This window comes from Streptomyces sp. NPDC096132, assembly GCF_044763345.1.
GTDB lineage: Bacteria > Actinomycetota > Actinomycetes > Streptomycetales > Streptomycetaceae > Streptomyces.
Window position 1 is genome coordinate 13,360 of record NZ_JBIWGA010000049.1, and the last position, 25,381, is coordinate 38,740.

Genomic DNA, 25,381 nt, shown 5'->3' on the forward strand with positions numbered 1-25,381 from the left:
CGGCGGACCGCGGAGACCGTACGTCACCTGACGGATGGCGCCGGCGGCCGGGCATCCGAGAGTGGATGCAGGAGTCGGTCGCATCCGCCCGGTCCCGAGCCGACCCGGCTCCGCCATGGCTCCCCAACCTGCCCGCCCCGGGCGTCCCGCTGGTCGGCGCGCCTCCTTCTGCTCCGACGCCGCCTAAGGAGCCTCCGCACGACCCTGAGGAGTCGCGCCACAGCCGCTTGATCGCCCAGAGCGGAGAGGAGTGCATAACCATTACCTTGCAGAACCGGGGTACGGCGAGTCTCACCCAGGACGGACGCGAGGTTCTGGCCAATCCTGGGACCTTCACCTGCTCTGACACGGGACGGCCCTTCAGGAGAGAGCATCCGGACGACTTCCGCTTCACCTGGTTCGGTGTGCCGAAGAAGGAGCTGGGCCTGTCGGACACCGATCTGCCTGGTCTACGCCCGTCTCACCGGCTACGGACAGTCCGCACCCTGGCAGACCGCGCCGGGCACGACATCAACTACCTGGCACTGTCAGGAGCCCTGGAGCCACTCGGCCCGCCCGACGGACCCCGCTGCCGCCGCTGAACCACGTCGCCGACTTCGGCGGCGGCGGAATGCTGCCGGCCGTCGGTATCCTGGCCGCCCTGTGGGAACGGCAGAGTTCGGGACACGGCCAGGTGGTGGACGCCGCGATGACCGAGGGCGCGCCGCTGATCACGGCCATCCTGCACGGCCTGCTCGACCAGGGCCTGTGGCAGGCGCGACGCGGCGGCAACCTCTTCGACGGCTCCGCGCCCTGTGCCGACGGCAGGTTCGTCGCAGTCGGCGCGATCGAACCGCAGTTCTGGACGCAGACTCTTGCCGGCCTCGGCCTCACGCCGGAGGACTTGCCCGACCAGCACGACCGCGCCGCCTGGCCCACTGTCAAGGTGCGGCTGGCTTCGGTCTTCGCGACCCGCACACGGGACGAGTGGGCCGAGGTCTTCGACGGCGGGGACGCCTGCGTCACCCCGGTGCTCGGCCCGTTCGAGGCGCACCTGCATCCGCACAACTTCGCCCGCTCCACCTTCACCGAGGTGGCCGGCCAGCTCCAGCCGTCGCCCGCCCCGCGCTTGTCGCGCACCCCCGCCGCCATCGCCTCCCCTTCGCCCCGGCCCGGCGAGCACACCGACACCGCACTCGCCGACTGGGGCCCGACCACCGCCGAGATCACCGACCTGAGAAAGGACGGCGCCCTGCGATGACCGTCATCGACGTGTGGGCCCAGCACCCCACCCTGCGCTTCATCCAGCACGACATGTTCGCCTCCCTGCGCCGCTGGACCGGCGCCGAGACCCTTACCGAGGAACTCCCCGTCGACATCACCCTCGCTGCCATGGACGCGGGCGGCGTGGACATCTCCCTCATCAGCGCCTGGTACGGCCCCGAAGGCGCCCTCATCTCCAACGACGAGGTCGCCGCCTTCGTCGCCCACGACCCCCACCGCCTGGCCGGCCTCGCCTCCGTGAACCTGCGCAAGCCGATGGAAGCCGTGCGCGAGCTGCGCCGCTGCGTCCAAGAGCTGGGTTTCAAAGGGCTGCGCATCGTGCCGTGGCTGTGGGGCTGGCCGCCGGACGACCGCCGCTACTACCCGCTGTACGCCGAGTGCGTCGAACTCGGCATCCCCTTCTGCACCCAGGTCGGCCACACCGGCCCGCTGCGCACCTCCGAGACCGGCCGCCCGATCCCCTACCTCGACAACGTGGCGCTGGACTTCCCGGAACTCACCATTATCGGCGGGCACATCGGCTACCCCTGGACGGAGGAGATGATCGCCGTGACCCGCAAACACGAGAACGTCTACATCGACACCTCCGCCTACACCAGCAAGCGGCTCCCGCCCGAACTGGTCACCTACATGCGCAGCAACCACCACAAGGTCCTCTTCGGCACCAACTACCCCATGATCACGGCCGACAAGGCCCTTGCCGATCTCGATCAACTGGGACTCGACGACACCGCTGCCGACCTCTACCTGCACGGTCACGCGCAGCGGATCTTCGGACTCGGTGAGGCGAAGGCCGAGTGACGCCCGTCCGCTACACGCTCGAGACCGCTCAACAGGCGCTCACCGCACAGCCATTCAGCCGGCTCACGGGTGCGCGACTCACCGCCCGCACGGAATCCGAGGCCGGCACGGCCACAGCAGGACTCGACATCAACTTCCTGCGCCCGGCCCGCGGCAGCCTTCTCATTGCCCGGGCCACCGTGATCCACGCCACCGGCCGCCAGGCCTTCTGCCGCTGCGAGGTGTACACCAGCAACCCTGCCAACCAGCGAGAGCACGTGGCGACCGTGACCGCAACTGTCGTGAGGTCCGCCCACTCCACCCTCCCTGTTCAAGGGTGAAAGACCGGCCACGCGGCCGACAGCTCCTACGGGTTCCGCACCGAGACCGCTTTCGCCCGGCGCCTGGGGACGACATCGGCGTCAGCGTGGGCCGATCCGGTTGGACGGGGCGGTGCGGCGGCTGGTGCCGGCTCGTAGGCTGCCGCCATGACCGAGATCAAGAACCTGACGCCCCGCGACGCCTTCGAGCTGCTGCTGGCCGGGAACCAGCGCTTCGTCGCCGGCACCCCCGAGCACCCCAACCAGGACGCCACCCGCCGCGCCGAGACCGCACCCTCCCAGCAGCCCTTCGCCGTGCTGTTCGGGTGCTCCGACTCCCGGCTGGCCGCCGAGATCATCTTCGATCGCGGTCTGGGCGACCTGTTCGTGGTGCGTACCGCCGGCCACGTCATGGGCCCGGAGGTGCTCGGCAGCATCGAGTTCGGCGTGGAGGTGCTGGGCTGCCCGCTGGTCGTGGTCCTCGGCCATGATTCGTGCGGCGCGGTCGGGGCGGCGTGCGCCGCTCTGGAGGATGGGCAGACCCCGGGCGGCTTCGTCCGGGACGTTGTCGAGCGGGTGACCCCGAGCGTGTTGGCCGCGCGGGCCGCTGGACGGGTGCAGCCCGAGGAGGTCCTCGCCGAGCACGTACGGCACACGGTCGACCTGCTGCTGGACCGCTCCCGGGGCCTCGCCGACAAGGTCGCCGTCGGCCAGGCCGCCGTGGCCGGCCTGCGCTACCGCCTGGCCGACGGCAGTGCACAGCTCGTCGTCTCCCGCGGCCTCGATGGGGCAGTCCCCGGCGCATCCTGACCGCTCCCGGCCGTGGCTGGTCAGCGTCAAATACCGCGGTCGCAGGGAAACAGCGGGGTGCCTGCCGGAGGCTTTGGCGGTGGAGACGGCCTCTCACGTCAGTTGTTCACGGCTGCGAGGGAGGCGGAGTGAGCCTGGTGCTTTCAGCCCGGGCTCGCCGGTCCCAGTCTGCGTGTCGCAGGATGGCCCGGACGGTCAAGCCGGAGGTGACCAGCCGGAGGCCCGTATCACCCAGGGCCACGGCCAGGGGGATTCGCCCATTGTCGACCCATCCGGCCGACCTGGCGCGCGGCACGGGCCTCGGACTGGCTGCGCGGGCGACGCTCGGCGTTGTAGCTGGTCAGAGCTGATTCGATCGTGGGCTCGGTGGCGAGTGAGGCTGCCACCGGGCGGCGACACGACCTCAGCCCGTCACCTCACAGTCCGCACGCCCGCGCGAGCTACGCGCGCGCCCAGGACCGGTGTCTGCACCACCTGCCACCACCCCCTGCCCAGCGGTTCACGCTCAAGGCCAAGATCGAGACGGACCTGACGGAGTCCTACTAGATCATGATGAAGATGTCCGGGTACGACCGCGAGTAGTGGTGCGCGAGCACCAACTCCTCGCCCGTGGCTGTGTGCGTGAGGAGTAGCAGGAACACTTGCTGCGGCGGGTGTGCGGATCGAGGCCCAGGTAGGTGCCCAGCCATGGCAGGATGGCCTCATGTTGATCCGAAAGGGCGATGCCGCGTAGGCGTCCCAAGGCCGTCCGCGCAGAGCGGTGCCGGCCACGATGGCAGTGTCCGATCCTGAAGGTCCACGGTGTCTCCGCGCGGACTCGTGCAGCGATCCGCCGGGTCGAAGACCAAGAGATGTGGCCCAACGCGGTCGCTAACGCGCTCTCTCGTATCGAGTGGGTTTTCGAGCAGCCCGGCCGGTACCTGGATTCCACCGCGTTCTGCTCGCCAGGGATAAACGATGCCCGTGATGACCTGGAGTGGGCGATGCGGCGCCTTCCTTCGGGAGCCAAACGGGACTTGGGCCGGCTGATCACACGCATCGATGAGGAATTCGAGCGCCGTACTCTGCCTGAACCCAACTACATCGAGTGGGCGACGTTCGGCTGGTGGTGGACCAGAATGCGTGAACGCTGACGGGCCTGGAGCTCGTGTACCTCCCCTCCCGTCGAACGACACGGTCACTCCGCGACCAGTCCCCAAGATCTGAGCCAGAACCCAGTTCTGGCAGCACCGAAGCTCCGCCCGGCCTGCTCGCCGGGTGCGATGATCATCTTCGTGTCTTCACTGCCTGCCATGGAGTGAGAGGACGGAGAAGGCGTGGATGTGTATGAAGCCGTGGACAGTCGCAGGGCTGTGCGAGCGTTCAGCGACAAGCCGGTGCCCAGGGAGGTTCTCGAACGAGTGCTGGCGGCAGCGACACGGGCCCCGTCGAGCGGGAACCTCCAGCCGTGGCATGTATATGTCGTGACCGGCGAGCCTTTGGCCGAGCTGAAGAAGCGCGCGACGGCCAGGGCACTGGCGGGAGACCCGGGTGATGAGCGGGAGTATCCGATGTACCCGGCCGAACTGCCCTCACCGTATCTGGACCGCTTTTCCGCCGCGGCCGCCGAGCGATACCACGCGCTGGGAATCGAGCGTGACGACCCCGCCCGGCCCGTGAAGATCGCCGCTTTGAACTCGGAGGCGTTCGGGGCGCCGGTCGTGCTGTTCTGCTACCTCGACCGGGCGATGGGGCCGGGGCAGTGGGGGGACGCGGGGATGTACTTGCAGACGGTCATGCTGTTACTGAGGGCGGAAGGGTTGCACAGCTGCCCGCAGGTGATGTGGACGATGTATCGCGAGACCGTCAGCCAGATGGTCGGAGCCGATGACGGACTCGTGCTGTTCTGCGGTGTCTCGGTGGGGTTCGAGAAAGAAGGGGTGCCCCGGCTGCGTACCGGGCGGGCGGACATGGCAGAAACAGTGAGCTTCATCGGGGCATGACCCGCCGACCGTGATCTTCCCGGCAGACGGGTCACAGGAGCCTGAGGTCCCGGTGTGGCCGGGCAGGCAGGTTCGCGCGGGGCGGTGGCTCGGCAGTGGGGTGCTCGTCGTACGGCGACTCGGGCAGACCGGGAGGCCGGCGGATCGGTGACGCGTCGACGTTTCCCACCCCCGTACGCCCGGCAGGCCGCGCCGCAGGGCCGACCCCCGCCCGTGTGTGGAAGATGTGCGTGCAGCGTGAAAGTGACCGGGAGCCCAGTGATCACGTGATGCCGGCGACAAGTGCCGAATCATCGCCCCATACGCGGGCACCTGGCCGAGGACCGACCGGTCAGCAACACGCACCCGTGCGCCCGTGCCGAGCACGGCGACCGGTCGACCCCCCCGCTCGCCACACCACCCCCCTCACATCCGCAAATCGACGGCGGGGCAGTCCAGACGTGCCGTCCCACCGGGCGGACGGCGCTCAGGGCCCGGCACATGTCCTGTTCACCTCTCAGCGGGCCTCGGCACCGGACCCGACCGCCGCCCGGAGCAACGGTTGCGCACCTGAACGCGGACAGCCGTGCAGGAAGGTGCCGGAGCGCCGCAGACCCCGCCGGCACGGCCGAGGAGCGCCGCGCCCCGGCCGCCCCGTACCCGTGGCAGTCGGCGCAGGTATGGGCCGACAACCCACTCCTCGGGGCGGCCGGTGCGCGTGACGCGCACACGGGACTGCCGCTGTCGCCGGGCGCTCGCCGCCCGCGATGCCAGGTCGCGCAAAGGCCTACGATCGTCCGCGTGCCGCCGAATCGAGCGACACTGCGGGCCGCGACCACCGGCACAGCCTTCGCCCGCGGTCGCGGTCCGGTCAGCAGGTCGCATTGGTCTGGGTGAGCAGGCCCAGCAGCCACGGCAGGGTGTTGTGGTCGCCGCTCGCGCTGGGGTTCAGGCCCTGGTACAGGTACCGGAGTCGGCAGATGGGGATGGTGAGTTTCTGGTCATAGCCCGCGCGGAGCATCCCGTGGCTGATGTCCCGCGTCCAGGCACCAGCCGCGAAGCTCACGTTGCTTTTCACCGGCGTGCAGGCTTGGTGCAGGCACCCGGCTCTCTAGTGGCGGCAGCGTGCGACGATCAAGGTGTGTGCGAGGGGCGCGCCGCCCTCGCTCCTACGCCGGGGCCGAACGGAAGGCATGCAGGACATGACGAGGCAACGCGACCGCTGGACCGAGCTGACGGGTGGGCAAGCGGGGGAGGAGTACGCGCGACGGTTCGAGCGGCTCGCCGCGTCGGGCCACGACGTCCACGGCGAGGCGGCTTTCTGCCATGCCCTGCTGGAACCCGCCGCCCGGGTCCTTGACGCCGGCTGCGGCACCGGACGGGTTGCGATCCGGCTCGCCGAGCTGGGCCACCACTGCACCGGGGTGGACATCGACCCCTCCATGCTCGCCGTCGCCCGTCGCAACGCCCCCACATCGACCTGGCTCCATGGCGACCTGGCGCACCTGGACGGCCTCTCCCTGGAAACCGGCTTCGACCTGGCGCTCGCCGCCGGGAACGTCATCCCCCTGCTGGCCCCCGGCACCGAACCGGCTGTCGTGCGCGGGCTGGCCGCCGTGCTGCGCCCCGGCGGACTGCTGGTCACCGGCATGGGACTCGACGCCGAACACCTGCCGCTGCCGGAACCGACCGTCACCCTGAGCGACTTCGACCACTGGTGCACCCAAGCCGGACTGACCCTGCGGCAGCGCTACGCCACATGGGACGGCGCTCCCTTCCACGAGGGCGGCGGCTACGCCGTCAGCGTGCACACCCGCCCCCTCACCTGAAGCGGCGCACGTCATCGGCGCCGGCACGGCCGTCGCCTCGCTGCCTGCCTGCCTGCCTGCCGACGGCGCCGCCCTCGACCGCTCGGTGGGCGTCTGCGGTGTGCTCGAGCGGGAAGCGGACCAGGGGCAGGCCGTGCTCCTCACCGATCGGAAGGGCGCCCGCGCGCACGGCGGCGACGTCCTCGGCGTCCGCGGTGAGCGCCTGCGGTCCGGTCGTGGAGCGGGAGGTCACCAGGTCCAGCGAGGTCCTGCGGCAGCGTGACCGCGTTGTGGCGGCGCCTGATCTACCGGCCCAAGCGGCATCTGGATCACAAGCGCGGCGGCAGACGCAGTTTCACCTGGACCGGCTACCGCGACCTCATCATCGACGCCCACCAGCAACTCGGCGCACCCATTGTGCTCGTGTGGGACAACCTCAACGTGCACAGAGACCGCCGGCTGCGGGATTTCATCGACACCCACGACTGGATCGGCTGCTACTTCCTGCCGCCCTACGCACCCGACCTCAACCCCGTCGAGGGCATCTGGTCACTCCTGCGACGCAGCAGCCAGGTCAACACCGCATTCACCGACCCCGACCATCTCATCAAGGCGCTTCGGCACGGTCTCCGCCAGATCCAGTACCGCAGCAACCTCATCGACGGATGTCTCGCCGAGACCGGCCTCACCTTGACGCCATCACGGTGACAGCGTCAGTAACTGCGGCGCTGACCCGCCCGATCCGCTGGGAACTCATCGCCCAGCGGTACGACCAGATGATCAAGTACGCGACCGCGATTCGTACGCGGACTGCGTCGACCGAGGCGATCCTGCGCCGGTTCACCCGTAACGCCTCCCACCCCACCTACGCGGCCATGCTGGAGGTCGGCCGCGCTCAGAAGACCATCTTCGTGGCTCGCTACCTGCGGCTTCGGGACCTTCAGCGGGAGATCGAGGAGGGCCTGAACGTCATGGAGTCCTTCAACGGCGCTATGCGAACACCCTGATGCTTCTGGACATACATGGCGAACCGGAGTGGACGGACATCCTCACCCCGCCGACCGGCGTGGTCTGACCCCGCTGTTCTGGTCCCATGTGCGCCCGTACGGCAAGGTGAACCTCGACATGGACACCCGCCTCAACCTCGCCACGGCGGCTGCTCCGGGGCCCCGGGTCGCGGAGAGCGAGGCCGCCCGATCTGCCATGGAGAACGCATGAACCGGCTCCGCTGCAGCCCCGGGGCCGGGTCGGCCGGCATCTCGCCTGGGCAACGGTCCTGGTCTCGCCGCCTGGTGGCGGCTTCCCGACGAAGACCGTGACGCCCACCGCTCCGGTGTCGAACCCGCCTACCGGACCAACCGGCAGGTCCGCTGCAGGACCTGTGCCCGTCCTGCTGGATGCGCGAAAGCAAGCCCTGCATCCTGGTCTGCGACGGTGGCGGAATGCGTCCTGCCGAGGGTTGACGGGACGAAGCCGGGCCAAACAGCCTGCTGACCCCGGAACCAAGCGAGCCTCTAACGGTCCGCAATCGGGTGGTCGGCGGCTTGCGCGGCCCATGAGGAGAGGATGCGCAGACGGTCGTGACTGGGTGTGCCGGGCTCGGCGGTCAGGGTGATGAGCTGCTGGTCGGGGTCGTCGGTGGAGGTGAGGAAGGACCAGTCGAGGGTCAGCGGGCCGACAACGGGATGGTTCAGCGTTTTCGTGCCCGATCCCTGGGTGGCGACGCGGTGGGTGCCCCACCAGCGCCGGAAGTCGGGGTCCCGAAGCGACAGCTCGCCCACCAGTTCGGCCAGTCGCGGATCTTTCGGATCGCGGGCGGCCTCCATGCGCAGCTGCGCCAGCGTCGTCTGCGCCACCCACTCCCAGTTCGGGTACAGCGCTCTGATGGCCGGTTCGCAGAAGACCAGCCGTACGAAGTTGCGCTTCTTCGCCGGGATCCGCGCGAAGTCGGTGAACAGGGCGGCCGCCATGGCGTTCCAGGCAAGGATGTCCGTGCGGCGGCCCAGGACGACGGCCGGCGTGGTGGAGAGGTCTTCCAGGAGGCGCTGCAGCTGCGGCTGGACCTTCTGCGTGGTGCGCCGACGCGGCCGGGCGGCGTCTCGACCGGACAGTTCGAACAGGTAGGCACGCTCACTGTCATCAAGCCGCAGGACACGCGCGAGGGTGTCCAGCACTGGTTCGGAGGCCTGGCGGCGGCCCTGTTCCAGGCGCGTGTAGTAGTCGGGGCTGATCGACGCCAGCAAGGCCACCTCTTCGCGGCGCAGGCCCTTGACCCTGCGCCTGCCGGCGGAGTCGGGCAGCCCCACTTCGGCCGGGCTCAGCTCTGTGCGCCGAGCCTTCAGGAAGGCGCCCAGTTCGCTGTCGCGGCTGTCGCTGCTGCTCATAGGTAGAAGTGTTACAGCCCGCCGGTCCAGTGACAGTGGGCCTGCCCTGTCCCAGGACCGCGGGGTCCGGGGACAGAAGAAGCCTCTTACCCGCCCGCGTTCCGCGTGCGAGCGTCGATCACGTGGCCGGCGGACGGGCCGCCCCGAAGACGACGGCACCGCCGGAGGAATCCGCGCCGTCGCGGTCACCGCACTTCCCCACCTGCACCAGGAGGCACAGACCGTGAAGACCAGCGTCACCTTCCCCAGCAACGATCTCGCCCTCGCCGGGATTCTCTTCACCCCCGACGACCACATCGACGGCCGGCTGCCGGCCATTGTCATCTCCCACCCGGGAGGCGGCGTGAAGGAGCAGAGCCCGAGCATCTACGCCGAGCGCCTGGCCCGCGCCGGATTCGCCGCGCTCGTCTAGGGATGGGTGCTGCGCAGCGTCGACCAGCTCGCCCAGTACGACTCGTACGCGATGATCGAGCTGATCTCGCCCCGCCCCCTGCTGATGATCGCCGGTTCGCAGGCGGAGAGCGCCTACTTCAGCCGGGAAGCGATCGCGCAGGCGGCCGAGCCCAAGGAACTGGTCGTTGTCGACGGTGCCACCCATATCGACCTGTACGACAAGGACGAATACGTCACCCCCGCCGTCGCCAAGCTCGCCGAGTTCTTCGGCAAGCACCTGGCTGGGTGACCACCCGCCACTCCGGACCCACGGGCAGCAGAGGCAGCCATAGGTCCACATGCTCGCTCTGCCGACGCCCCGCCTGTCGGCAAACGTCGGCGAGCTCAAGCGGTCAGCGCATCACCGCTGTTCAGGAGGTCAGCGTAGACCTCTGCCGGAGTGCGGTAGCCGTGGGTCCTGCGCGTGGTTGAGTTCTCGTCAGTGCCGCGTTGCCACGGGCTCCGCGGCTTGCAGAGGTGGATCGGCATCCTGGTCTCGGTGGTGATGGCCTGGTGCTCGGCGATTTCCCGGCCGCGGTCCCAGGTGAGCGTTCGCCGCAGGTGGGGCGGGATGCCGAGGAGGCTCCTGGCGAGGTGCGGGGTGACCTTCTCGGCCTTGATGCCGTCAGGACGCGACGATGGTCGTGTGGCGGCTGGTGCGCTCGACGAGCGTGGCGACCACCGAGGGCCTGGTGCCCATCGCGAGGTCACCCTCCCGATGACCGGGGACCTTCCGGTCCTCGACCTCGGCGGGGCGGGCGGTGATGGACACCATGCCGCGATGATGCCCTGCCCGGTAGGCCGACGGGCGATCTTCGGGCGGCGCAGGGGCCGGGCGGACCTCAGGCGCTGAGTGAGGCTGCGGTCGATTGCCTGGCGGCGACGAGGGTCCTTGAGCTCCCCCGGCCGGCCTTCAGCGCCTCAAGACGCTCATCGTCGGGCACCAGTGCGCGGCGTTCCGCGACGATCGCGGCGTTGTACCAGCCCACCACCTCCCGCACGATGTCGTCCGCCTTCTGGTCCTCGCCCCCGCCCAGGCCGGAAAAGTCGGACTCATCTGCTGTGCCGGATACGGCAACCTCCTTGAACGCTGATCACGTTGGGAAGGGGCCATTGTCCTTCGGCACCCTCGCCGCTCTGCGGCGCAGCCCCGAGGTGCGCAGTGCCTGGGCAGGCCCGTGGCGTGTACGACGGACCGTCTTCCGCCCGCCTGAAACGTCACCCGTTGGGGCTAATCCGGGTGGCTTCAGGGAGCCGGGGATGAGGAACTGGAGAGCACCCTTCCGTCCTCTGCCAGCTTTCCGCTGCTCTGAAAGACCGAGGTGATCGCGGGTGACCCCCAACTCCAGTACTCCCGTCAACGGCGACTACTACGACCCGAAGGACCTCACGGCCGCCACGACCTACCGGACCGACGGCTCCGAGATCCTCCACGGCATCTCCCTGCGGTGGACCACCGGAGGCAACTCCGGCGGGGACACCACCCCGCCGGACTGGGACGAAGGCCGGGCTCCGTACCCGCACGCGTACGAGGTGTGGCTCAACGGCCGGCTCGCCCAGACCCTCCATCTGGACTGGCCCACCTGGTGGGGCGGCTGGAAGCCGGCCGCCAACCACTGGGTCACCCTGGGAACAGATCCGGACGACACCTACCAGGTCAGGATCCGGGCCCGGCGCGGCGACGGCAGCTGGAGCCCCTTCTCCGAGGAGTGCACCGTTCCCGGCCGCTCCGACGACCCGTACCAGCCGATCCCCGTGGCGGTGTCCAGCGAGCGCATCGGGGACACCGCGCAGCCCAGGCACGGCAACATGGCCGACCCGCCGGGCCGTTCCGTGCTCGCCCTCAAGTCCGCGGGCAGCGGGGGTCACGCCTGCACGAGCGCCTTCTGCGACCAAGTCCGAGCGGCCTGCGCCCCGGACGCGTGGTGGGCGGAAGTCGTCCCCGGCAAGGAGCGGATGTGCGCGGACTACCCGTGGAACCGGCGCGGCTACTACCTGGAGTACCGGAAGTTCAGCACCGGCGGCCACGATGGCAAGGTGGCCTCGGCGGGCAACCCTCGCTTCGCCGGCCTGGACCTCGTGGGTGACTGGCCCACCACCACCCTCGACGCGGGCGCCCAGGACCTCACCTTCTCGTACATGCATGACGCCAACCACACCGGCCCGACGTGGACGTACCAGTTCTTCGTCACCAGGGACGGCTGGAACGCCTCAGCCCCGCTGTCCTGGGCCGACCTGGAGCCGACCCCGTTCATGGTGGTCGTCCACGGCCGCAGCCCCGAACAGGCATGGAGCACAGCGGCGCTGGCCGGACGCAAGACGGGCCGGCACGCGATCGTGAACATCTGGGGCGGGCACGGCGGCGTCTGCACCACCGGCGACCCGGAGAGGTGCTGCGACCACGTCGACCAGGAGCAGGAGATGACCGGCGAGTTCTTCGTGTCCGTCTCGGACGTCGTCTTCGAATGACCTGACCGGCAGCCGCGCTCTGCCCGGCTCCGGCACCGCAGGCATACCGTGCCGAGGGGGAACCGCCGGGCCGAAAAACGGACTCGATCGCGCTCATACCCTCGTCCCGAACCCCGCCCCGGCGCCACGCCGGGGCGGGCGGCACACAGTGAGACCCTGCCTCCGGAGCCCGGCAGCCGTGAAATGCGGGCGGGCTATGGCAGAAGGAGGGCTCCCCAAGAAGCGGCTGGGGGCATAAGTTGAAGCACGCAGTTGATCTCCGACGGCATCGCACGCGCGTCCGGCGGGATGCCGCACGCACCGCCCGGCAGGCGGCGGCCTGGCTCAGCTTCTTCACTCCACCTGGGGCATGCTCAGTGCTGGTTGCCGTAGAGGCGTACGGCTTGACCTCGGGTGTTCGCGGTGAAGGGTGCCGTCCGCCACCCCCAACCCGCACCGCCCGCCGACCACCACACAGCGGCCCCCCAACCGGCAAAGGACCTGCGACGCGCTGCACTGGCACTCGGGTTTGAAAGTCGCTTCAGGAAGGCTGTTCGCTCGCGGGTGGGGAGGAAACCGGCTCCAGGCGCACGCAGCAGTGGCCGGGGCCAGGGGCCAGGCGCGCCTGGAGGCCGCCTTCACCGAGCCCGGCGACGATGCCGCGGAGCAGGTGGAGGTTCATGCCGCATACCGTCTGGGTGTACTCGCGGGCGAGCGCGTGGAAGGGGCAGTTGCCCAGCAGGATGGCGTCACCGTCATGGCGCGGCTCGAATCCGTACCGCTCCAGCACGTCGAACACACCGGCCTGGTCCTGGGCGCCGAGCCGTGTGCCCAGATCGTGGGCCTTGCGGTGCAGGCATGTCCGCACCGGTTCACCGGTGGCTTCCGATTCCTCCACGGCGTGGGCGAGGAGCCGTCCGGCCAGTTCGTAGTGCCGCTCGGGCAGGCTGACGGTGACCTGCTGGGCGGAGCGCTTGTAGAGCTTGGCGGGCCGGCCCGCTCCCGGACCGGTGCGTCCGCTGCGCCGCTCGTAGACGACATCGAGCAGTGACGCGTCGGCCAGGCGGTCCAGATGGAACGCCGCGGTCTGCCTGGCCAGGCCCAGTGACTGGGCGGCCTCGTCGCGGCTGACTGGTCCCGGCTGGCGCACGACATGGTCGTACAGCCTTTTGCGGGTCGGCTCGTCCAGAGCGGCGACGGCGGAGACGCCGGTCGGGGGTGCGGGCTTGGAGTGGTCCACGAACACCAGTGTAAAACCCATAGCCATTGACTAAAGAAGGTTTCCCCGCTTCTATAGATAGTGAGAGTTGCCTATAGAAAGAGGGGGCGTGCGCCATGGCGTCCGCAACCACAACCACCACCTCGCGGCGGGCCGTTCTCACCGACCCCGGCTACCAGGCCTTCGCGATCCTGCGCACCGGCTTCACGGTCGCGCCGATCCTGTTCGGGCTGGACAAGTTCACCAACCTGCTCGTGGACTGGCCCGGCTACCTCGCGCCGTGGATCAACGACGTCGTGCCGGGCAGCGCCCAGCAGGCCATGTACGCGGTCGGTGTGATCGAGATCGTGGCAGGCGTCGTCGTTGGCCTGGCCCCGCGCTTCGGAGGGTGGCTGGTCGCCGCCTGGCTGGGCGGCATCATCGTCAACCTGCTGAGCATCCCCGACTACTACGACATCGCCCTGCGCGACTTCGGGCTCCTGCTCGGGGCGGTCGCCCTGGCCCGGCTCGCCCAGCGCTACCACGGCAAGCGGCAGCGGCACTGAGGTGTCACTGGAACCACCAGCGGTTCTCCGGCAACTGGTCCGAGGCTGCCGGCCGGGGGCTTGCGCGTGGGTGGATATGTTCCGCTGCGGGAGTATGCGGTGATCGGTGCCCCGCAGAGGGACTCGCACCGCTTCGGTCAGCACGCCCTGGCCCCAGGGGCTGACGTCCCATCCGCGCAGGGCGAGTTCCTCGGCGACGTGCCTTTCGTGTGCGTCGCCCACGGCCTTCCTTTGCTGAAAGCTCGGCATACCGGCAAGTGTTGCTCTCCTCCTCGAGCTCGAAACAACCCGGTGCCCCGTCTCGGACACTCCTGGCCAGGGGCGTTGGCGGTCGTTGTCGTTCATTGGCGTTCATGGGTGTCCGCCAGTGTCTCCCTGCGTCTCATGGCGAATCACGCTGTCTCGAAACAACCTGACCGGATCTGATCCCTGTGGCCGTGCGCCGGGAGTTGCGGCCGACTTGCCGTACGTCTCTTCGTCCCACCATGGCGGGACCGGACGATGGCGGGACGCGGCTCGGACGTGCTGCCTTCCGTGCCGTTTGGGAGGGGACGGGAGGGCTGCCAGGTGATCACCTTCCTGGTGTGGCGCTGGTCGGTGCGCCCCGTTCGGGAAGGAGGCGCCAGGCGATCTCGTCGTGCTCCCCGAGGTGCTGCCAGGCGGCAAGGACACGGCAGCGGACCAGTTTGTCGAGGAGATCCTCCACCTGCCGCGGGGACTGACCGCCCGGCCGGGCAAGCGGGGCAGGGCGTTTGAGCAGCGCGCGGGCTTTCCCGTACGACAGGCGGGCCAGCCCGGTGTCCGGGCACACGCCGCGGGGGCTGAAAACCTCCCCCCGGGCCCCGGTCGGCGGTGGGTGACGAGCACCGGCCCGCGGATATGGCCCTTCAGCAGCCGGGGCAGGAGCCGGGCAGTGCCGGCGTCCCCGTACACGGTCTCCAGCACGAAGTCCTCGCGCGCCTGGCCCCTGCGGCGGGCCTTGCTCCGCGCGCCCTTGGCCTTGACCAGGCAGCGACGCCCAGCGAAGTCCAAGTCACGCCGAGGATCTCCTCCGCACGGCCGGCGGTTTCGTACAGCATCCGCCACAGAGTCTTCTCCCGCAGATGAGGCTCGCACCGCGCGACCAGTCGGGTCGATCGCCAGCTTCGAGCGGGCCAGGCGGCCGGGCCTCGCCGATCCGAGCGAGTCGAGGAACACGTCCGCCGCCGCACGAACGGTCAACGCCTTCCCGGTCGGCAGCCGCACAACGGTCGGTACCACTTCCCCCTTGCCAAAGAAAACAGGGCCGCTTCATGCACGGACCGCAGAACGTCACCCCAGGTGACGGATCGGGCTTAGGGCACGATCTGACATGGCTGTTCCTCAACCCCGAGTACGGTGCCCGTCACGGGCTGCACCCTCCTGGATCCACTGGGCCCAGTCCTCGATGCGTTCAGCGGTTACGGGTGTGACCAACGTACCCGCCGGATGAGCAGAAGCGATGGTCCTGAACCTGCCTCGCCGAATGCGCCGACGCTTGCCCGGCAACGGTTCGCCTGCCACGACCTGAACCACCTCGCATGTCGGCTCCCCGGGTCCGCCAAGTAGGTAATTCAGGCCCGGCCTCAGCTCTTGTGCGGGGACAGAGACCGATAACTCCTCCGAGCGCATGGTTCGGATCGGCTCCACGAGCGTCATCGTCGGCGCCTGCGGCTCGACGATGATCACGTAGCCGCCGCGGGCGGATTCGTCGTCGTCCTCATCATCGTCATCCGGAACGTAGTCACTGTGTTGGTCTCGGCGGTTGGGCCGCTTCAGGAACTTCATGGTTTATTTTCCCGCGGCGCAGGCCGGGCTCGCGCCGTGCGGCGGGGCGGCTGTACGGCAGCAGCCATCGCCTGCCGGCCGGGCGGGAATGCGCCAGCAGGCGGCCGGTGTCCCGAAGGCGCAGGCTGATGGGGTCAACAGGCTCATGCGGGCCGGCGTCGCCGAGGCCGGCCCGCTGCCTCCCAGTAGCCGCGGAAAGGGGTGTTCTGCCGACCGCGGAGACGCAAGCCAGTAGCCTGATCGGGCGGAGTCCGTGAGACATGGGGGGTGGTGAGTGCAGGCGCCTGCGACCGTCGTGCAGCTCGCTCTGCTCGTCCTTCTGGTGCTGCCCGGGGTCACCTATCAGTTCGTCCGGGAACGCCGCCGCGGGCCGGTGCCCGGTGAGCGTGATCTGGGTGAGCGGGTGCTGCGGGCGATCGTCGCGTCGATCGCGCTGGACGCCCTGTACGCAGTGGTGGCGGGGCCGGCGCTGGTTCGCCTGGCTCGAGGCGCCGACGGCGGCTGGGACGGCTTCGTGGAGCGGCCGCGAGTGGTCGGCTTCGTCTCCGTGGTGCTGTTCCTCGTCGTGCCGGCCGCGGCGGCGGTCACCGTTTCCCTGGTGGATCGGCAGCGGCGCAAGGCTCGGTTCCTGCGCACGCCCAGCGCCTGGGACCACGCGTTCCGCGACCGCGAACCGTGCTTCGTGCGCGTGCGACTCAAGGACGGCAACTGGGCGGGCGGCTGGTACGGCAACCGGTCGTACGCCTCCTCGTACCCCCACCCGGCCGAGTTGTACCTCGAATCGGCGCGCGTGATGGGTGCCGACGGGGCGTTCGGCGCGCGCGTGCACGGGACGGCGGGCCTGCGGCTGCGGGCGGAAGACTTCGACGTGCTGGAGTTCGTCGAAGCCGGAGAACCGGCGGCCGTGCCGGGGGAGGAGCGATAATGGCGCACGAACCCGAGCTCTCGCACGAACCCGAGCTCACGCCCGAAGAAGCGGCGCTGCTGCAGGAGGCCGCGGAACGCGGCTACACCCCGAAACGCACGGTCGCCGAGCCGGACGAGGCGCCCGGCGGCCCGGCTGGCACCTCGAACGGCAACGAGGACTGACGCGTGGGCGGCGGGCCCGCGAACGATCTGGCCGAGCGGTTCTGGGAGGCGTTCCGGGTGGCCCGGCACAGCGCGGACCCCGCTTCGGTCGAGAAGGCGATCGACCTCGGCCATGCCGTGCTGGCCGTCGAGGACGTGGCCGAGCGCTGCTCGGTCCTGTCCAATCTCGGGGGCCTGCTGCAGACCCGCTACCACCAGACCGGAGACCTCGAGTTCCTGAGGGAAGCCGTCCGCAAAGTCATGGAGGCTTACGTCCTGACGTACGAAAGCCCGGAGGCCTCGGCCAGCTACGCCAACAACATCGGCATGCTGCTGCACACCGCGTTCCAGCAGAACCAGGACCGTGGCACCCTGGCCAACGCGCTGTACTGGAGCCGGACGGCCGTCGACGAGGAACCGTCCGCGAAGAAGGCGTTCTACCTGGTCAACCTCGTTGTCGCGCTGCGGACGGCGTTCACCGTGACGAAGGACCTCGCCCCCCTGGCGGAGGCCGCCGAGCACGCGCGGGCCGCCGCCGAGTGCTCCCCCGATGACGTGTCCGCCGCCAGGAGTCTGCACTTCCTCGCCGTCGTCCTGCGCGACTGGTCCCATGAGACCGGGGAGACCGGTGTCGTGGAGGAAGCCGTCGACGCCGCGCGGCGAGCGGTGGACCTCACGGCGGCCGGGTCGTCCGACGTGCTCGACCGGTTGAAGATCCTCGCGTACCTCCTCGACGACCACTACCGGGCTCGCGGAGCGCGGGATGATCTGGCCGAACTGCTTCGGGTCCGGCAGACGCTGGTGGCCCATACCCCGGTCACCGATCCGCGGCACTCGCAGAACCTCGTCGAGCTGACGACCACGGAACGAGAATGGGCCGCGCTCACCGGCGAGCGCCCGAAATCGAACAATGGCTGGGAACCCGCCGACACCGAAGCCGAAGCGTGCGGCCGGTACGCCGCCGAGTTCGAGCAGACCCGGGACTCGGCCCTGCTCGAGCGGGCGATCGAGCGCGGACGTTCGGCGGCGGCGGCCACCCCCGCCGGGCACCCCCGCCGCGGCGTGCGGCTGGACCACTTCGCCACGGCGCTGGCCACCCGGGGTGAAGCGTTCGGGGACCACGCCGCGCTCGCGGAGGCCGTCATCATCGAACGGGAGGCGGTCGCGTGCACGTCGGCGGGCCATCCACTGCGGGCCCGGTTCATGGGCAACCTCGCCGTCAACCTGAACGCGTTGTTCCACGCGACCGGAGACCTGGCCCACGTCATGGACGCGATCGACGTCGCTCGCCGTGCCGCCGAGGCCACGGCCGGGCAGGGTGACCACCTGCGTTCGCTCGGGATCCTCGCCGTCATGCTGCACAACCGGTACCAGGTGACCGGCGAGCTGCAGGTGTTGTCGGAGGCGGTCGACCGTGCGCGGGAGTCCGTCCGCCTCGGCGCGAGCCTGGTCGCCGGGCAGGCCCAGCGGCTCTCCAACCTTGGCGCCATACTGTCCGACTGGTTCATCAGGACGGGCGAGGCGAGCGTGCTCGACGAGGCGATCGACGCGCATCGCGCGGCCACGGATGTGACGGCGGACGACGACCCGGGCCGGGCAGTGCGGCTGGCCAATCTCGGCGGTGTGCTGACGATGGCGTACGAGAAGTTCGGCGACCGGAACGCGTTGCGGGACGCGATCGCCGCGCGTCGCGCGTCCGTGGCCGCGACTCCGCAGGACAGCCCGCACTGGCCCAGGTACACCGCGAACCTGGCCGCCGCGCTCGGCGACTGGTGCACGGACCCCGTCGCACCCGCCGTCGCGCGACGGGAGCCGCCGGATCCGCACGTCCTCGCCGAGGCGGTAGGCCTGGCCCGGAGTGCGGCGCAAAGGCCCGAGCAGGACGCCTATTCCCGGGCGGGTTTACTGACCCGCGTCGCCAACGTCCTGGCGCTCGGCTTCCGGCACCTCGGCGACGGCGACGCGCTGACCGAGGCACTTGACTGCTACCGGGAGGCCGCGGCGTCTGCAGGATCGCCGACGGAGAGGCGGGCGGAAGCGGCAGACCGGTGGGGCGGTCTGGCCGCCGAGGCGGGGCGGTTCGACGTGGCCGCCGAAGGGTACGCCGCCGCGGTCCGGCTGCTGCCCCGGCTCGCCGGGCGCCGCCTGGGCCGCGAGGACGCCCAGTACTGGCTCGGCCGGTTCGCCGGGGTCGCCGCCGACGCGGCCGCGTGCGCGCTGGCCGTCGGCGACGAGGTGAGCGCGGTGACCCTGCTCGAATCCGGGCGCTGCGTGCTCGCCGCCCAGGCACTCGACAGCCGCGGCGATCTTTCCGACCTGCGCGAGCGGGCACCCGAGCTGGCCGAACGCTTCCGGACGCTCACCGCGGAGTTCGAAACCGACACCACGAGCGACCGCGTGGCCCTCGCCGACGAGCTCGACGCGGTGACCGACCGGATCCGCGCGCTGCCCGGGATGGAGCGGTTCCTACGGCCCCCGCTGCTCACCGACCTCACCGCGCAGGCACACGAGGGCCCGATCGTGTACGTCAACGTCAGCCGGCACCGCTGTGACGCGCTGATCATCACTCCGGACGGGGTCCGGTCACGCGCGCTGGACCGGCTGAGCGAAGAGACCGTGAGCCACCGCGTACGCGCTCTGCACACCGCGTTCACGGAGGGGCGGCTGGCCGCCGAGCAGGCGATCCATGACACGCTCGAGTGGCTGTGGGACACCATCGTGGGCCCTGTGCTCGGCGAACTGGAGCTGACGGCGGAACCGGCGGCGGATGGTCCGTGGCCAAGGATCTGGTGGGCCCCGGTCGGGCCGCTCAGCCTGCTCCCCCTGCACGCGGCGGGCCACCACCGCGACGGCGGACCTGTGCTCCTCGACCGCGTCGTCTCCTCGACGACGCCGACGATCCGCGCGCTGGGTCACGCGCGCGCGGGCCGCCGCGACGACCGGAACGAGCCGCGGCTGCTGGTGGTCGCGATGCCGCACACTCCGGATGCCCCGGACCTGCCCGGCGCACAGGCCGAAGCCGACCACCTGGCCGCTCTCATACCCGGCGCCACGGTCCTGGTCGGCGCGGACGCGACTCGTGACGCCGTTCTCGACGCCTTGCCGGCCAGTGGCTGGGCGCACTTCGCCTGCCACGGGTACAGCGACCCGGACAACCCTTCGGACAGCCACCTCGCGCTGCACGACCACGACCGCGCGCCGCTTCGGGTGCTGGACCTTTCCCGGCTGCGTCTGCGGAACGCGGAGTTCGCGTTCCTGTCGGCCTGCGACACGGCCCGCACCACCGCGCGCCTGTCCGACGAGGCGATCCACCCGTTGGCGGCTTTTCAGATAGCCGGTTTCTCCCAGGTGGTCGGCACGCTCTGGCGCGTCGACGACGTGGTGGCGCCAGCCTTCAGCCAGCAGCTCTACGGCGAGTTGATCGCGGACCGATCCGGTGCGTTGTGCGCGTCGGCGGCGGTTCATCGCACGGTCAGGCGGCTCAGGGCGAAGTATCCGAACCTGCCATCGGTGTGGGCCGCACACGTCCACGCGGGCGCCTGATGACGCGCAACTCATCAACGGCTCCGTCGTCATGCCCGACGAGACCTGGAGCTTCGACCGCACCGTGGGCCGGCGCACCCAGGCCAACGGTTTCGTCGAGGGCATCATGATCCTCGACGACCAGTTCACCAAAACGCCCGGCGGGGGTGTTTCCGCCATGGCCACGACCGTGTTCGACGCGATCTTCTTCGCCGGGGTCAAGCCCGTGGAGCACGGCGCCCACTCCTTCTACATCGAGTGTTACCCGGAGGGCCGTGAGGCGACGGTCGCCTGGGGCAGCCTCGATCTCAGGTTCACCAACGACTCCGGCAACGCCATCTACATCCAGGCCGAATCCACCGACACCTCGGTGACCGCCACCTTCCTCGGCACGAACAAGTACGACGAGATCAAGTCGGTCAGGGGGCCGCGGACCCAGGTGAAGCCACCGGAGCAGAAGGTGAGCACCGACGAGAAGTGCGTGCCACAGGCCCAGTGATCCGACAGCGGCAGACCTGGCTCGGCCCGGAAATGCCCCGCAACAGTGCATTGTCTGCTCGGCCAGGACGGGGCCGGTAAGTCCAGGTTGACTGCTGTGAGTCAGCAACTAGTCCACCGGGGACTGCCCGGACGTCAGTTCCTGGGCGGTGGTCGCCCGTGCTCTGGACGCTGCAGGGCTCCAGCGGCCTTCCGGCTTCACCCACGAGGTTGTCTCCGGCGGTGCCCCGACTGCCAGGAGCACAACATGGTGCGCGAGGACGACTTCGTCTGCGTGTTCTGCGGCAGCGATCTGCCCGCGAAGTGGAACGTGGATCCCACCGCGTGACGGCCGAGGGCCACAGCCACTCGTTGACGGCGGCGACGAGGACGGTCGCCTCGTAGCGGACGGCCGGCTTGTCGTCGCGCGCGGCGACGGCGCGGTGTCTCTCGAGTCGGTTGTTCCCGCACTCGACGGCACGGCGCTCGCGGTAGTCGGCCCGGGCGGGAGGTCGTCGATGCTGTCGTCTCGCCCTCGGCGCCTTGCTGCGCCGGGCTGTCGGCGCTCTGGCCGGTGTCGTGTGGCGAGCAACGGGGCAACTACCCGGTTCACGCGCCGACCGCCCTCAGGGCGCTCAGGGGCTGAGCGCGTCACCCTTGACGCAAGGGCAGGCCCCGTGGTTCGGCGAAACCACTGCGGGCCTTGTGCTGTGTTCCCACGCTGGCCGGGGCCTGGAACACTTGAACTCTCGGGACCGCGAGAGGAGTTCCGCTGTGGCGCGAACGGTTCGGTGGGCAACTGCGGTCGCGGCAACGCTCGTGGCCTTCGGAGTCGGACTGTGGCTGGCCGGATCGGTGTTCTCCGGCTGGCTGCCGCGCGGGGAGGCCGAACGCTGGGCGGTCGCCGCCGCGTTCGCCACCATCGCCGCAGGTGCAGTCGGGGCGCCGTTCGGCTGGTGGGCCGGGCGCGAGATGTGGACAGGAGGCCGGGTGGTCCAGCGGGCGACGGCGAGGGACGCCTCGCGGACGACACAGATCGGCGGAGGCCGAGGTGGCACAGCCTCCAGGCCCCCTGGTGATGTGGAGCAGCAGGCCGAATCGTCGGGCACTGCGCGCATTACGCAGATCGGCGGCGATCAGCACACTGGTGGGCACTAGCCGGATGGCGGGAGAGGAGCGGCGTACCCACCGCGCAGAGCAGCACGCGCGCGCCCAGGGAGCAGGACGCGTGGAGCAGTTCGCCGGCGACCAGTACAACATCATCTCCACGGGCACGGGCCCCGTACCGCAGGCAACGGCCGCACTTCCGGCCCCACCGGCGCACCTCGTCGGCCGCACGTCCGAGGCCGAACAACTGCTGGAACTCCTCGATCCCGAAGGGCAGGGCCCCTCGGCCGTCGTGGTCTCCGCCGTCTTTGGACTCGCGGGGATCGGCAAGACTGCACTGGCGCTCCATGTTGCCCACGAGGCGGCGATCGTGCGCAACTGGTACCCCGGCGGAGTACTGTTTGTGAATTTGCGCGGTTACGACCCAGAAGGCCAGGTCACGGGCGGACAGGCACTTGCCGCGCTGTTGCGGGCACTCGGTGTGCGGGACAAGGACCTGCCGTCCACGACCGACGAACAGGCGGCCTTCTACCGCTCCGAACTGGCCCGCATGGCCGACCAGGGCCGACGCGTGCTGGTGGTGGCGGGCAATGCCTCAACGGCCGCGCAGGTGAGCCCCCTGATCCCCGCGCGTCGCGAACACCGGTTAGTGGTGACCTCTCGGGACATCCTCGCGGCCCTCCCCGCGCGCCAACTCGGCCTCTACGAACTGGCGCCCGGCCCGGCCCGGGAACTCATCAGCGACAGCCTCAGCCGCGCGCGTCCCGACGACGCCCGCCCTTCGCGCGAGCGTGAGGCACTGGACGAGGTCGTGCGCCACTGCGGCAGGCTCCCGCTCGCCCTGGAGATCGCCGCAGCCCGCCTCACCGGCGACCCGGGCCTCTCTCTCGCCGCTTTCGCCGCCGAACTGGCGGACGATCGAGGGCGCCTGGAGCACCTGCGCTACGACGACGGCGGCCACTCCCTCGCCGTACGGGCCGCCTTTGAGGGCTCGTACCGTCGTTTGGACCCCGCACAGGCCCTGCTCTTCCGCCGGTTGTCCCTCAACCCCGGCCCGGACCTGGCTACCGACGCGGCGGAAGCCCTGGTCGGCCGCCCGGCCCGGCGTCTGCTGGCGGACCTCGCCCGCACGGCCTTGCTGAGCGAGCAGCCGGTGGGCGCAGGGCGGTGGCGGATGCACGACCTGATCCGGCTGTACGCGGCGGAACTGGCGGAGGGGGATGACGCGGGGGCCCGGGCGGAGGCGGCGGGCCGGCTGCTGGAGCACTACGCCACGACGTTCGAAGCCGCGACCGCGCTCCTGGTGGATCTGCCGGAGGAGCGTATCCGTCAGCGGTTCGGCAGCCGCGGTGAAGCGCTCGGCTGGCTCAAGGGCGAGCGCGCAAACCTCACCGCTGCCGCCCAGACCTTCTCCAGGAGCCACCCGGATGTCGTGGTACGCATCGCTTTCGACCTCGTGCATCGCCTCTTCCAGTGGCGCTACTTCGACGACGGAACCGCTGTGGCGAAGGCGGCGCTGGCAGTGGTCGACGGCCACGGCACGATGAGCGACAGGGGCGGGCTCCACACCATCCTCGGCATGGCGCTGTTCGGGGCGGGGCGGCGCGCGGAGGCTGTAGCCGCGACACAAGAGTCCATCAGGATCTACCGGGAACTCGCTCGGGACCAGCCTGACGCCGAACCCCTGGTGGGACGTTCTCTTGCGAACCTCGGCTTCCAGGAGCCCGATCCGGAAAGGCGCCGGATGGCGGCCGAGGAGGCCGTGTCCATCGGCCGCCGATGGGCAGGCGCGGACCCCGCACTCCCCCATGTGGAACTCGCGGGAGCACTGCACAACCTCAGCGTCGCGCTCGCGGACCTGGGCCGACACTCGGAAGCCGTCGCCCCGGCTCAGGAAGCCATGGAGATCCGCAGACGCCAGGCACAGGCGGCCCCGGGAGCCTTCCAGAGGTACTTCGCCGACCTGTTGATCCATCTCAGTGCGAAGCTGTTGGAGGCGGGGCGGCCGGAAGACGCCGTGCTGCGGGCCACGGAGGGCGAGGACGTCTTCAGGCAGCTGGCCGCAGAGGATCTCAGGGCACATGAGCACGCCCTCTGCGACGCCCTCGCACGGCTCGGGCTCGCTTGCGTCGTCGTCGGGCGCACCGAGGAGGCTCGCGAGCTCCACGCGCAGGCTATGACAATGGCGGCACGACTCGGTGAGAATGCTGAGGTAACCGCGGTGCTGACCGAGTTCACCCGCGCACTGCCCGCTGCCGAAAAAGGCGGACTATGGCACCGCATTGCCAAAACGTACCGGGACAGACGTAGTACGTGACGCTCACCCACCTGCAACAGGGAAGTGTGCCCAGCGAGACAAGGCAGCCGTGCCACCAGTCCCGCAGAATTGACCCCCTGGGGTCGTGCGGTTGGGTCAAGCAGCTCGGTCTGCCCGGCATCATGGGCGCATGGAAGACGATGTCCCGACGGTGTCGGTGCGCTTGTGGCGTGCGGACGCCATCGTGTTGTTCGACTGGCTGATGACCACGGATCTCGACTCGGTGCCGGTCACCCATCCTGCCCAGAAGCAGGCCCTGGCCGATCTGCTGTCACGGCTGGAGTGGGCCGCGGACGCCGAAGTGACCGGGGCGACCGCCGAGGACATCGCGGCGGCTCAGAGCGAAGTCGCCCGGGACATGGGCTGGTAGTTCAGTTCGCGGCGTTCTGGTCGAACGGTATGTAGCCCACCTCGTCGATGATGATCAACTTGTAGCGGCGGATCTTCTTCGGCTCCGCTTACTGATGGTTTCAGAATGAGGTCGCGAGCGTATGGGGCGCCGCTGGATGAGGCGAGGGCCTGTCCGGTCTGCCCCATGCAGTTCTGTCTCACGGCCTGACCCACGACGGCCGGCAGCCGTGCAGGCTCACCCGGTCGGCCTAGCCACTGTGCATAGTGTGCTCATGGATCGATTCGTGGGTCAGGGCCGCCTCGAATGGTGGGCCAATCACTCGACTTGCCTTGAGATGTACGACATCGACATCACCGTCACTGTCGACGCGGTCGGCAAGTGGCAGGCAACCGGGCGGCATGCCAGCGCCCTTGACACGACCCAGCGCGAGGGCTGGGACTTCCTCATGGAGATGGCCCCCCACTTCTCCATTGCGTTTCCCGGTGAGGACCGCGGCGGGATCACGGTGCGAGTCGTCGAGGCCGAGAATGGAACCCTCACGCTTATGGAGGCACCGGACTGGGACGGCTCGGTGAGCGTCGCCTTCGACCTCACCTGAGTTCAGCTCGGAAGGGCAGGAACCCGACTTCGCCACCCTCCTACCGACTCCGGCGCGTCGCCGCCCCTTAGAGGCCGTTCTCTTTCCGAACCTCGTGTGACATTTGCGCAGGTCAGGCATGAAGTAGCTGCTGCCGCGGGAGCCTCGGCTTGTTGCCGGGCGAG

Annotated in this window: 28 protein-coding genes and 4 pseudogenes; 25 read left to right on the top strand and 7 right to left on the bottom strand. The window is 69.8% G+C overall.

Annotated elements, in window-relative coordinates:
• Positions 1–65: 65 nt before the first annotated feature.
• The 8 genes from ACIRF9_RS49600 to ACIRF9_RS49635 all read left to right on the top strand — a co-directional run bounded on the left by ACIRF9_RS49600 (position 66) and on the right by ACIRF9_RS49635 (position 5,155).
• Entirely contained in the window at positions 66–581 is a 516-nt protein-coding gene (locus ACIRF9_RS49600; protein WP_403837006.1) for a hypothetical protein, read from the top strand.
• On the top strand, positions 569–1,240 hold the full coding sequence (locus ACIRF9_RS49605; protein ID WP_403837033.1) for a CoA transferase: 672 nt from the start codon (positions 569–571) through the stop codon (positions 1,238–1,240). The genes ACIRF9_RS49600 and ACIRF9_RS49605 overlap by 13 nt, the downstream gene beginning before the upstream one ends.
• Entirely contained in the window at positions 1,237–2,064 is an 828-nt protein-coding gene (locus ACIRF9_RS49610) for an amidohydrolase family protein (RefSeq protein ID WP_403837007.1), read from the top strand. The genes ACIRF9_RS49605 and ACIRF9_RS49610 overlap by 4 nt, the downstream gene beginning before the upstream one ends.
• Entirely contained in the window at positions 2,061–2,384 is a 324-nt protein-coding gene (locus tag ACIRF9_RS49615; protein ID WP_403837008.1) for a PaaI family thioesterase, read from the top strand. Before ACIRF9_RS49610 ends, ACIRF9_RS49615 begins: the two co-directional genes overlap by 4 nt.
• A gap of 147 nt (positions 2,385–2,531) precedes the next feature.
• On the top strand, positions 2,532–3,173 hold the full coding sequence (locus tag ACIRF9_RS49620; protein WP_403837009.1) for a carbonic anhydrase: 642 nt from the start codon (positions 2,532–2,534) through the stop codon (positions 3,171–3,173).
• 366 nt (positions 3,174–3,539) lie between these two features.
• Entirely contained in the window at positions 3,540–3,719 is a 180-nt protein-coding gene (locus ACIRF9_RS49625) for a hypothetical protein (protein WP_403837010.1), read from the top strand.
• A 305-nt stretch (positions 3,720–4,024) separates the two neighbouring features.
• Positions 4,025–4,306, top strand: coding sequence for a hypothetical protein (locus tag ACIRF9_RS49630; protein ID WP_403837011.1), 282 nt, complete (start codon positions 4,025–4,027; stop codon positions 4,304–4,306).
• Between the two features lie 183 nt (positions 4,307–4,489).
• Positions 4,490–5,155 carry a nitroreductase gene (locus tag ACIRF9_RS49635; RefSeq protein ID WP_403837012.1) on the top strand — a complete coding sequence of 222 codons (666 nt, stop codon included), beginning with the start codon at positions 4,490–4,492 and terminating at the stop codon, positions 5,153–5,155.
• A gap of 850 nt (positions 5,156–6,005) precedes the next feature.
• Here the strand turns inward: ACIRF9_RS49635 and ACIRF9_RS49640 are convergent.
• Positions 6,006–6,206, bottom strand: a pseudogene (locus ACIRF9_RS49640) (hypothetical protein); the annotation flags it as partial.
• Positions 6,207–6,336: 130 nt separating this feature from the next.
• On the opposite strand from ACIRF9_RS49640, the gene ACIRF9_RS49645 reads away from it, so the two are divergent.
• Positions 6,337–6,963 (top strand): class I SAM-dependent methyltransferase, encoded by a 627-nt coding sequence (locus tag ACIRF9_RS49645; RefSeq protein ID WP_403837013.1) that lies wholly within the window; start codon positions 6,337–6,339, stop codon positions 6,961–6,963.
• On the opposite strand, the gene ACIRF9_RS49650 is transcribed toward ACIRF9_RS49645, so the two are convergent.
• Positions 6,956–7,195: a hypothetical protein gene (locus ACIRF9_RS49650; protein WP_403837014.1), complete on the bottom strand. Its 240-nt coding sequence runs from the start codon at positions 7,193–7,195 to the stop codon at positions 6,956–6,958. The two genes, ACIRF9_RS49645 and ACIRF9_RS49650, sit on opposite strands and share 8 nt — an antisense overlap.
• Before the next feature lie 26 nt (positions 7,196–7,221).
• Here ACIRF9_RS49650 and ACIRF9_RS49655 point away from each other — a divergent pair, with 26 nt between their 5' ends.
• Genes ACIRF9_RS49655 through ACIRF9_RS49665 form a run of 3 tightly spaced genes read left to right on the top strand, consistent with a single transcriptional unit; the run spans position 7,222 to position 8,160 of the window.
• Positions 7,222–7,650 carry a transposase gene (locus ACIRF9_RS49655; RefSeq protein ID WP_403837015.1) on the top strand — a complete coding sequence of 143 codons (429 nt, stop codon included), beginning with the start codon at positions 7,222–7,224 and terminating at the stop codon, positions 7,648–7,650.
• Positions 7,647–7,949, top strand: coding sequence for a Tn3 family transposase (locus ACIRF9_RS49660; protein WP_403837016.1), 303 nt, complete (start codon positions 7,647–7,649; stop codon positions 7,947–7,949). Before ACIRF9_RS49655 ends, ACIRF9_RS49660 begins: the two co-directional genes overlap by 4 nt.
• A gap of 28 nt (positions 7,950–7,977) precedes the next feature.
• A complete protein-coding gene (locus ACIRF9_RS49665) occupies positions 7,978–8,160 on the top strand; it encodes a hypothetical protein (RefSeq protein WP_403837017.1) in 183 nt (60 codons plus the stop codon).
• 296 nt (positions 8,161–8,456) lie between these two features.
• Here the strand turns inward: ACIRF9_RS49665 and ACIRF9_RS49670 are convergent, their stop codons facing one another.
• Positions 8,457–9,326: a helix-turn-helix domain-containing protein gene (locus ACIRF9_RS49670; RefSeq protein ID WP_403837018.1), complete on the bottom strand. Its 870-nt coding sequence runs from the start codon at positions 9,324–9,326 to the stop codon at positions 8,457–8,459.
• Positions 9,327–9,549: 223 nt separating this feature from the next.
• On the opposite strand from ACIRF9_RS49670, the gene ACIRF9_RS49675 reads away from it, so the two are divergent.
• Positions 9,550–9,738 (top strand): hypothetical protein, encoded by a 189-nt coding sequence (locus ACIRF9_RS49675; protein WP_403837019.1) that lies wholly within the window; start codon positions 9,550–9,552, stop codon positions 9,736–9,738.
• A gap of 6 nt (positions 9,739–9,744) precedes the next feature.
• The gene (locus tag ACIRF9_RS49680; RefSeq protein ID WP_403837020.1) at positions 9,745–10,008 is read left to right on the top strand and encodes an alpha/beta hydrolase; all 264 of its coding nucleotides are present in this window, start codon (positions 9,745–9,747) and stop codon (positions 10,006–10,008) included.
• 375 nt (positions 10,009–10,383) lie between these two features.
• Here the strand turns inward: ACIRF9_RS49680 and ACIRF9_RS49685 are convergent, their stop codons facing one another.
• Complete coding sequence (locus tag ACIRF9_RS49685; RefSeq protein ID WP_403837021.1) at positions 10,384–10,533, bottom strand: hypothetical protein; 150 nt, start codon at positions 10,531–10,533, stop codon at positions 10,384–10,386.
• Between the two features lie 557 nt (positions 10,534–11,090).
• Here ACIRF9_RS49685 and ACIRF9_RS49690 point away from each other — a divergent pair.
• Positions 11,091–12,227: a lytic polysaccharide monooxygenase auxiliary activity family 9 protein gene (locus tag ACIRF9_RS49690; protein ID WP_403837022.1), complete on the top strand. Its 1,137-nt coding sequence runs from the start codon at positions 11,091–11,093 to the stop codon at positions 12,225–12,227.
• A gap of 520 nt (positions 12,228–12,747) precedes the next feature.
• Here ACIRF9_RS49690 and ACIRF9_RS49695 read toward each other — a convergent pair.
• Complete coding sequence (locus ACIRF9_RS49695; protein WP_403837034.1) at positions 12,748–13,452, bottom strand: helix-turn-helix transcriptional regulator; 705 nt, start codon at positions 13,450–13,452, stop codon at positions 12,748–12,750.
• Between the two features lie 89 nt (positions 13,453–13,541).
• Here ACIRF9_RS49695 and ACIRF9_RS49700 point away from each other — a divergent pair, with 89 nt between their 5' ends.
• Entirely contained in the window at positions 13,542–13,970 is a 429-nt protein-coding gene (locus ACIRF9_RS49700; protein WP_403837023.1) for a hypothetical protein, read from the top strand.
• A gap of 724 nt (positions 13,971–14,694) precedes the next feature.
• On the opposite strand, the pseudogene ACIRF9_RS49705 reads toward ACIRF9_RS49700, so the two are convergent.
• Together ACIRF9_RS49705 and ACIRF9_RS49710 are read right to left on the bottom strand one after the other, a co-directional pair.
• Positions 14,695–15,230 (bottom strand): annotated as a pseudogene (locus ACIRF9_RS49705) (hypothetical protein); the annotation flags it as partial.
• Positions 15,231–15,332: 102 nt separating this feature from the next.
• Positions 15,333–15,776: a hypothetical protein gene (locus tag ACIRF9_RS49710; RefSeq protein WP_403837024.1), complete on the bottom strand. Its 444-nt coding sequence runs from the start codon at positions 15,774–15,776 to the stop codon at positions 15,333–15,335.
• Positions 15,777–16,050: 274 nt separating this feature from the next.
• On the opposite strand from ACIRF9_RS49710, the gene ACIRF9_RS49715 reads away from it, so the two are divergent.
• The 9 genes and pseudogenes from ACIRF9_RS49715 to ACIRF9_RS49755 all read left to right on the top strand — a co-directional run bounded on the left by ACIRF9_RS49715 (position 16,051) and on the right by ACIRF9_RS49755 (position 25,217).
• Positions 16,051–16,701 carry a DUF6338 family protein gene (locus ACIRF9_RS49715; RefSeq protein WP_403837025.1) on the top strand — a complete coding sequence of 217 codons (651 nt, stop codon included), beginning with the start codon at positions 16,051–16,053 and terminating at the stop codon, positions 16,699–16,701.
• Positions 16,701–16,865: a hypothetical protein gene (locus tag ACIRF9_RS49720; protein ID WP_167745770.1), complete on the top strand. Its 165-nt coding sequence runs from the start codon at positions 16,701–16,703 to the stop codon at positions 16,863–16,865. The genes ACIRF9_RS49715 and ACIRF9_RS49720 overlap by 1 nt, the downstream gene beginning before the upstream one ends.
• A 3-nt stretch (positions 16,866–16,868) precedes the next feature.
• The gene (locus tag ACIRF9_RS49725) at positions 16,869–20,387 is read left to right on the top strand and encodes a CHAT domain-containing protein (protein ID WP_403837026.1); all 3,519 of its coding nucleotides are present in this window, start codon (positions 16,869–16,871) and stop codon (positions 20,385–20,387) included.
• Positions 20,388–20,394: 7 nt separating this feature from the next.
• A pseudogene (locus tag ACIRF9_RS49730) lies at positions 20,395–20,856 on the top strand (VanW family protein); the annotation flags it as partial.
• A gap of 121 nt (positions 20,857–20,977) precedes the next feature.
• Positions 20,978–21,192 (top strand): annotated as a pseudogene (locus tag ACIRF9_RS49735) (hypothetical protein); the annotation flags it as partial.
• Positions 21,193–21,617: 425 nt separating this feature from the next.
• Complete coding sequence (locus tag ACIRF9_RS49740) at positions 21,618–22,001, top strand: hypothetical protein (protein WP_403837027.1); 384 nt, start codon at positions 21,618–21,620, stop codon at positions 21,999–22,001.
• Between the two features lie 70 nt (positions 22,002–22,071).
• Complete coding sequence (locus tag ACIRF9_RS49745; RefSeq protein WP_403837028.1) at positions 22,072–24,267, top strand: tetratricopeptide repeat protein; 2,196 nt, start codon at positions 22,072–22,074, stop codon at positions 24,265–24,267.
• A gap of 130 nt (positions 24,268–24,397) precedes the next feature.
• Positions 24,398–24,637, top strand: coding sequence for a hypothetical protein (locus tag ACIRF9_RS49750; RefSeq protein ID WP_403837029.1), 240 nt, complete (start codon positions 24,398–24,400; stop codon positions 24,635–24,637).
• A 253-nt stretch (positions 24,638–24,890) separates the two neighbouring features.
• Positions 24,891–25,217, top strand: a complete 327-nt coding sequence (locus ACIRF9_RS49755) for a hypothetical protein (RefSeq protein WP_403837030.1) — start codon at positions 24,891–24,893, stop codon at positions 25,215–25,217.
• Positions 25,218–25,381: the final 164 nt, after the last annotated feature.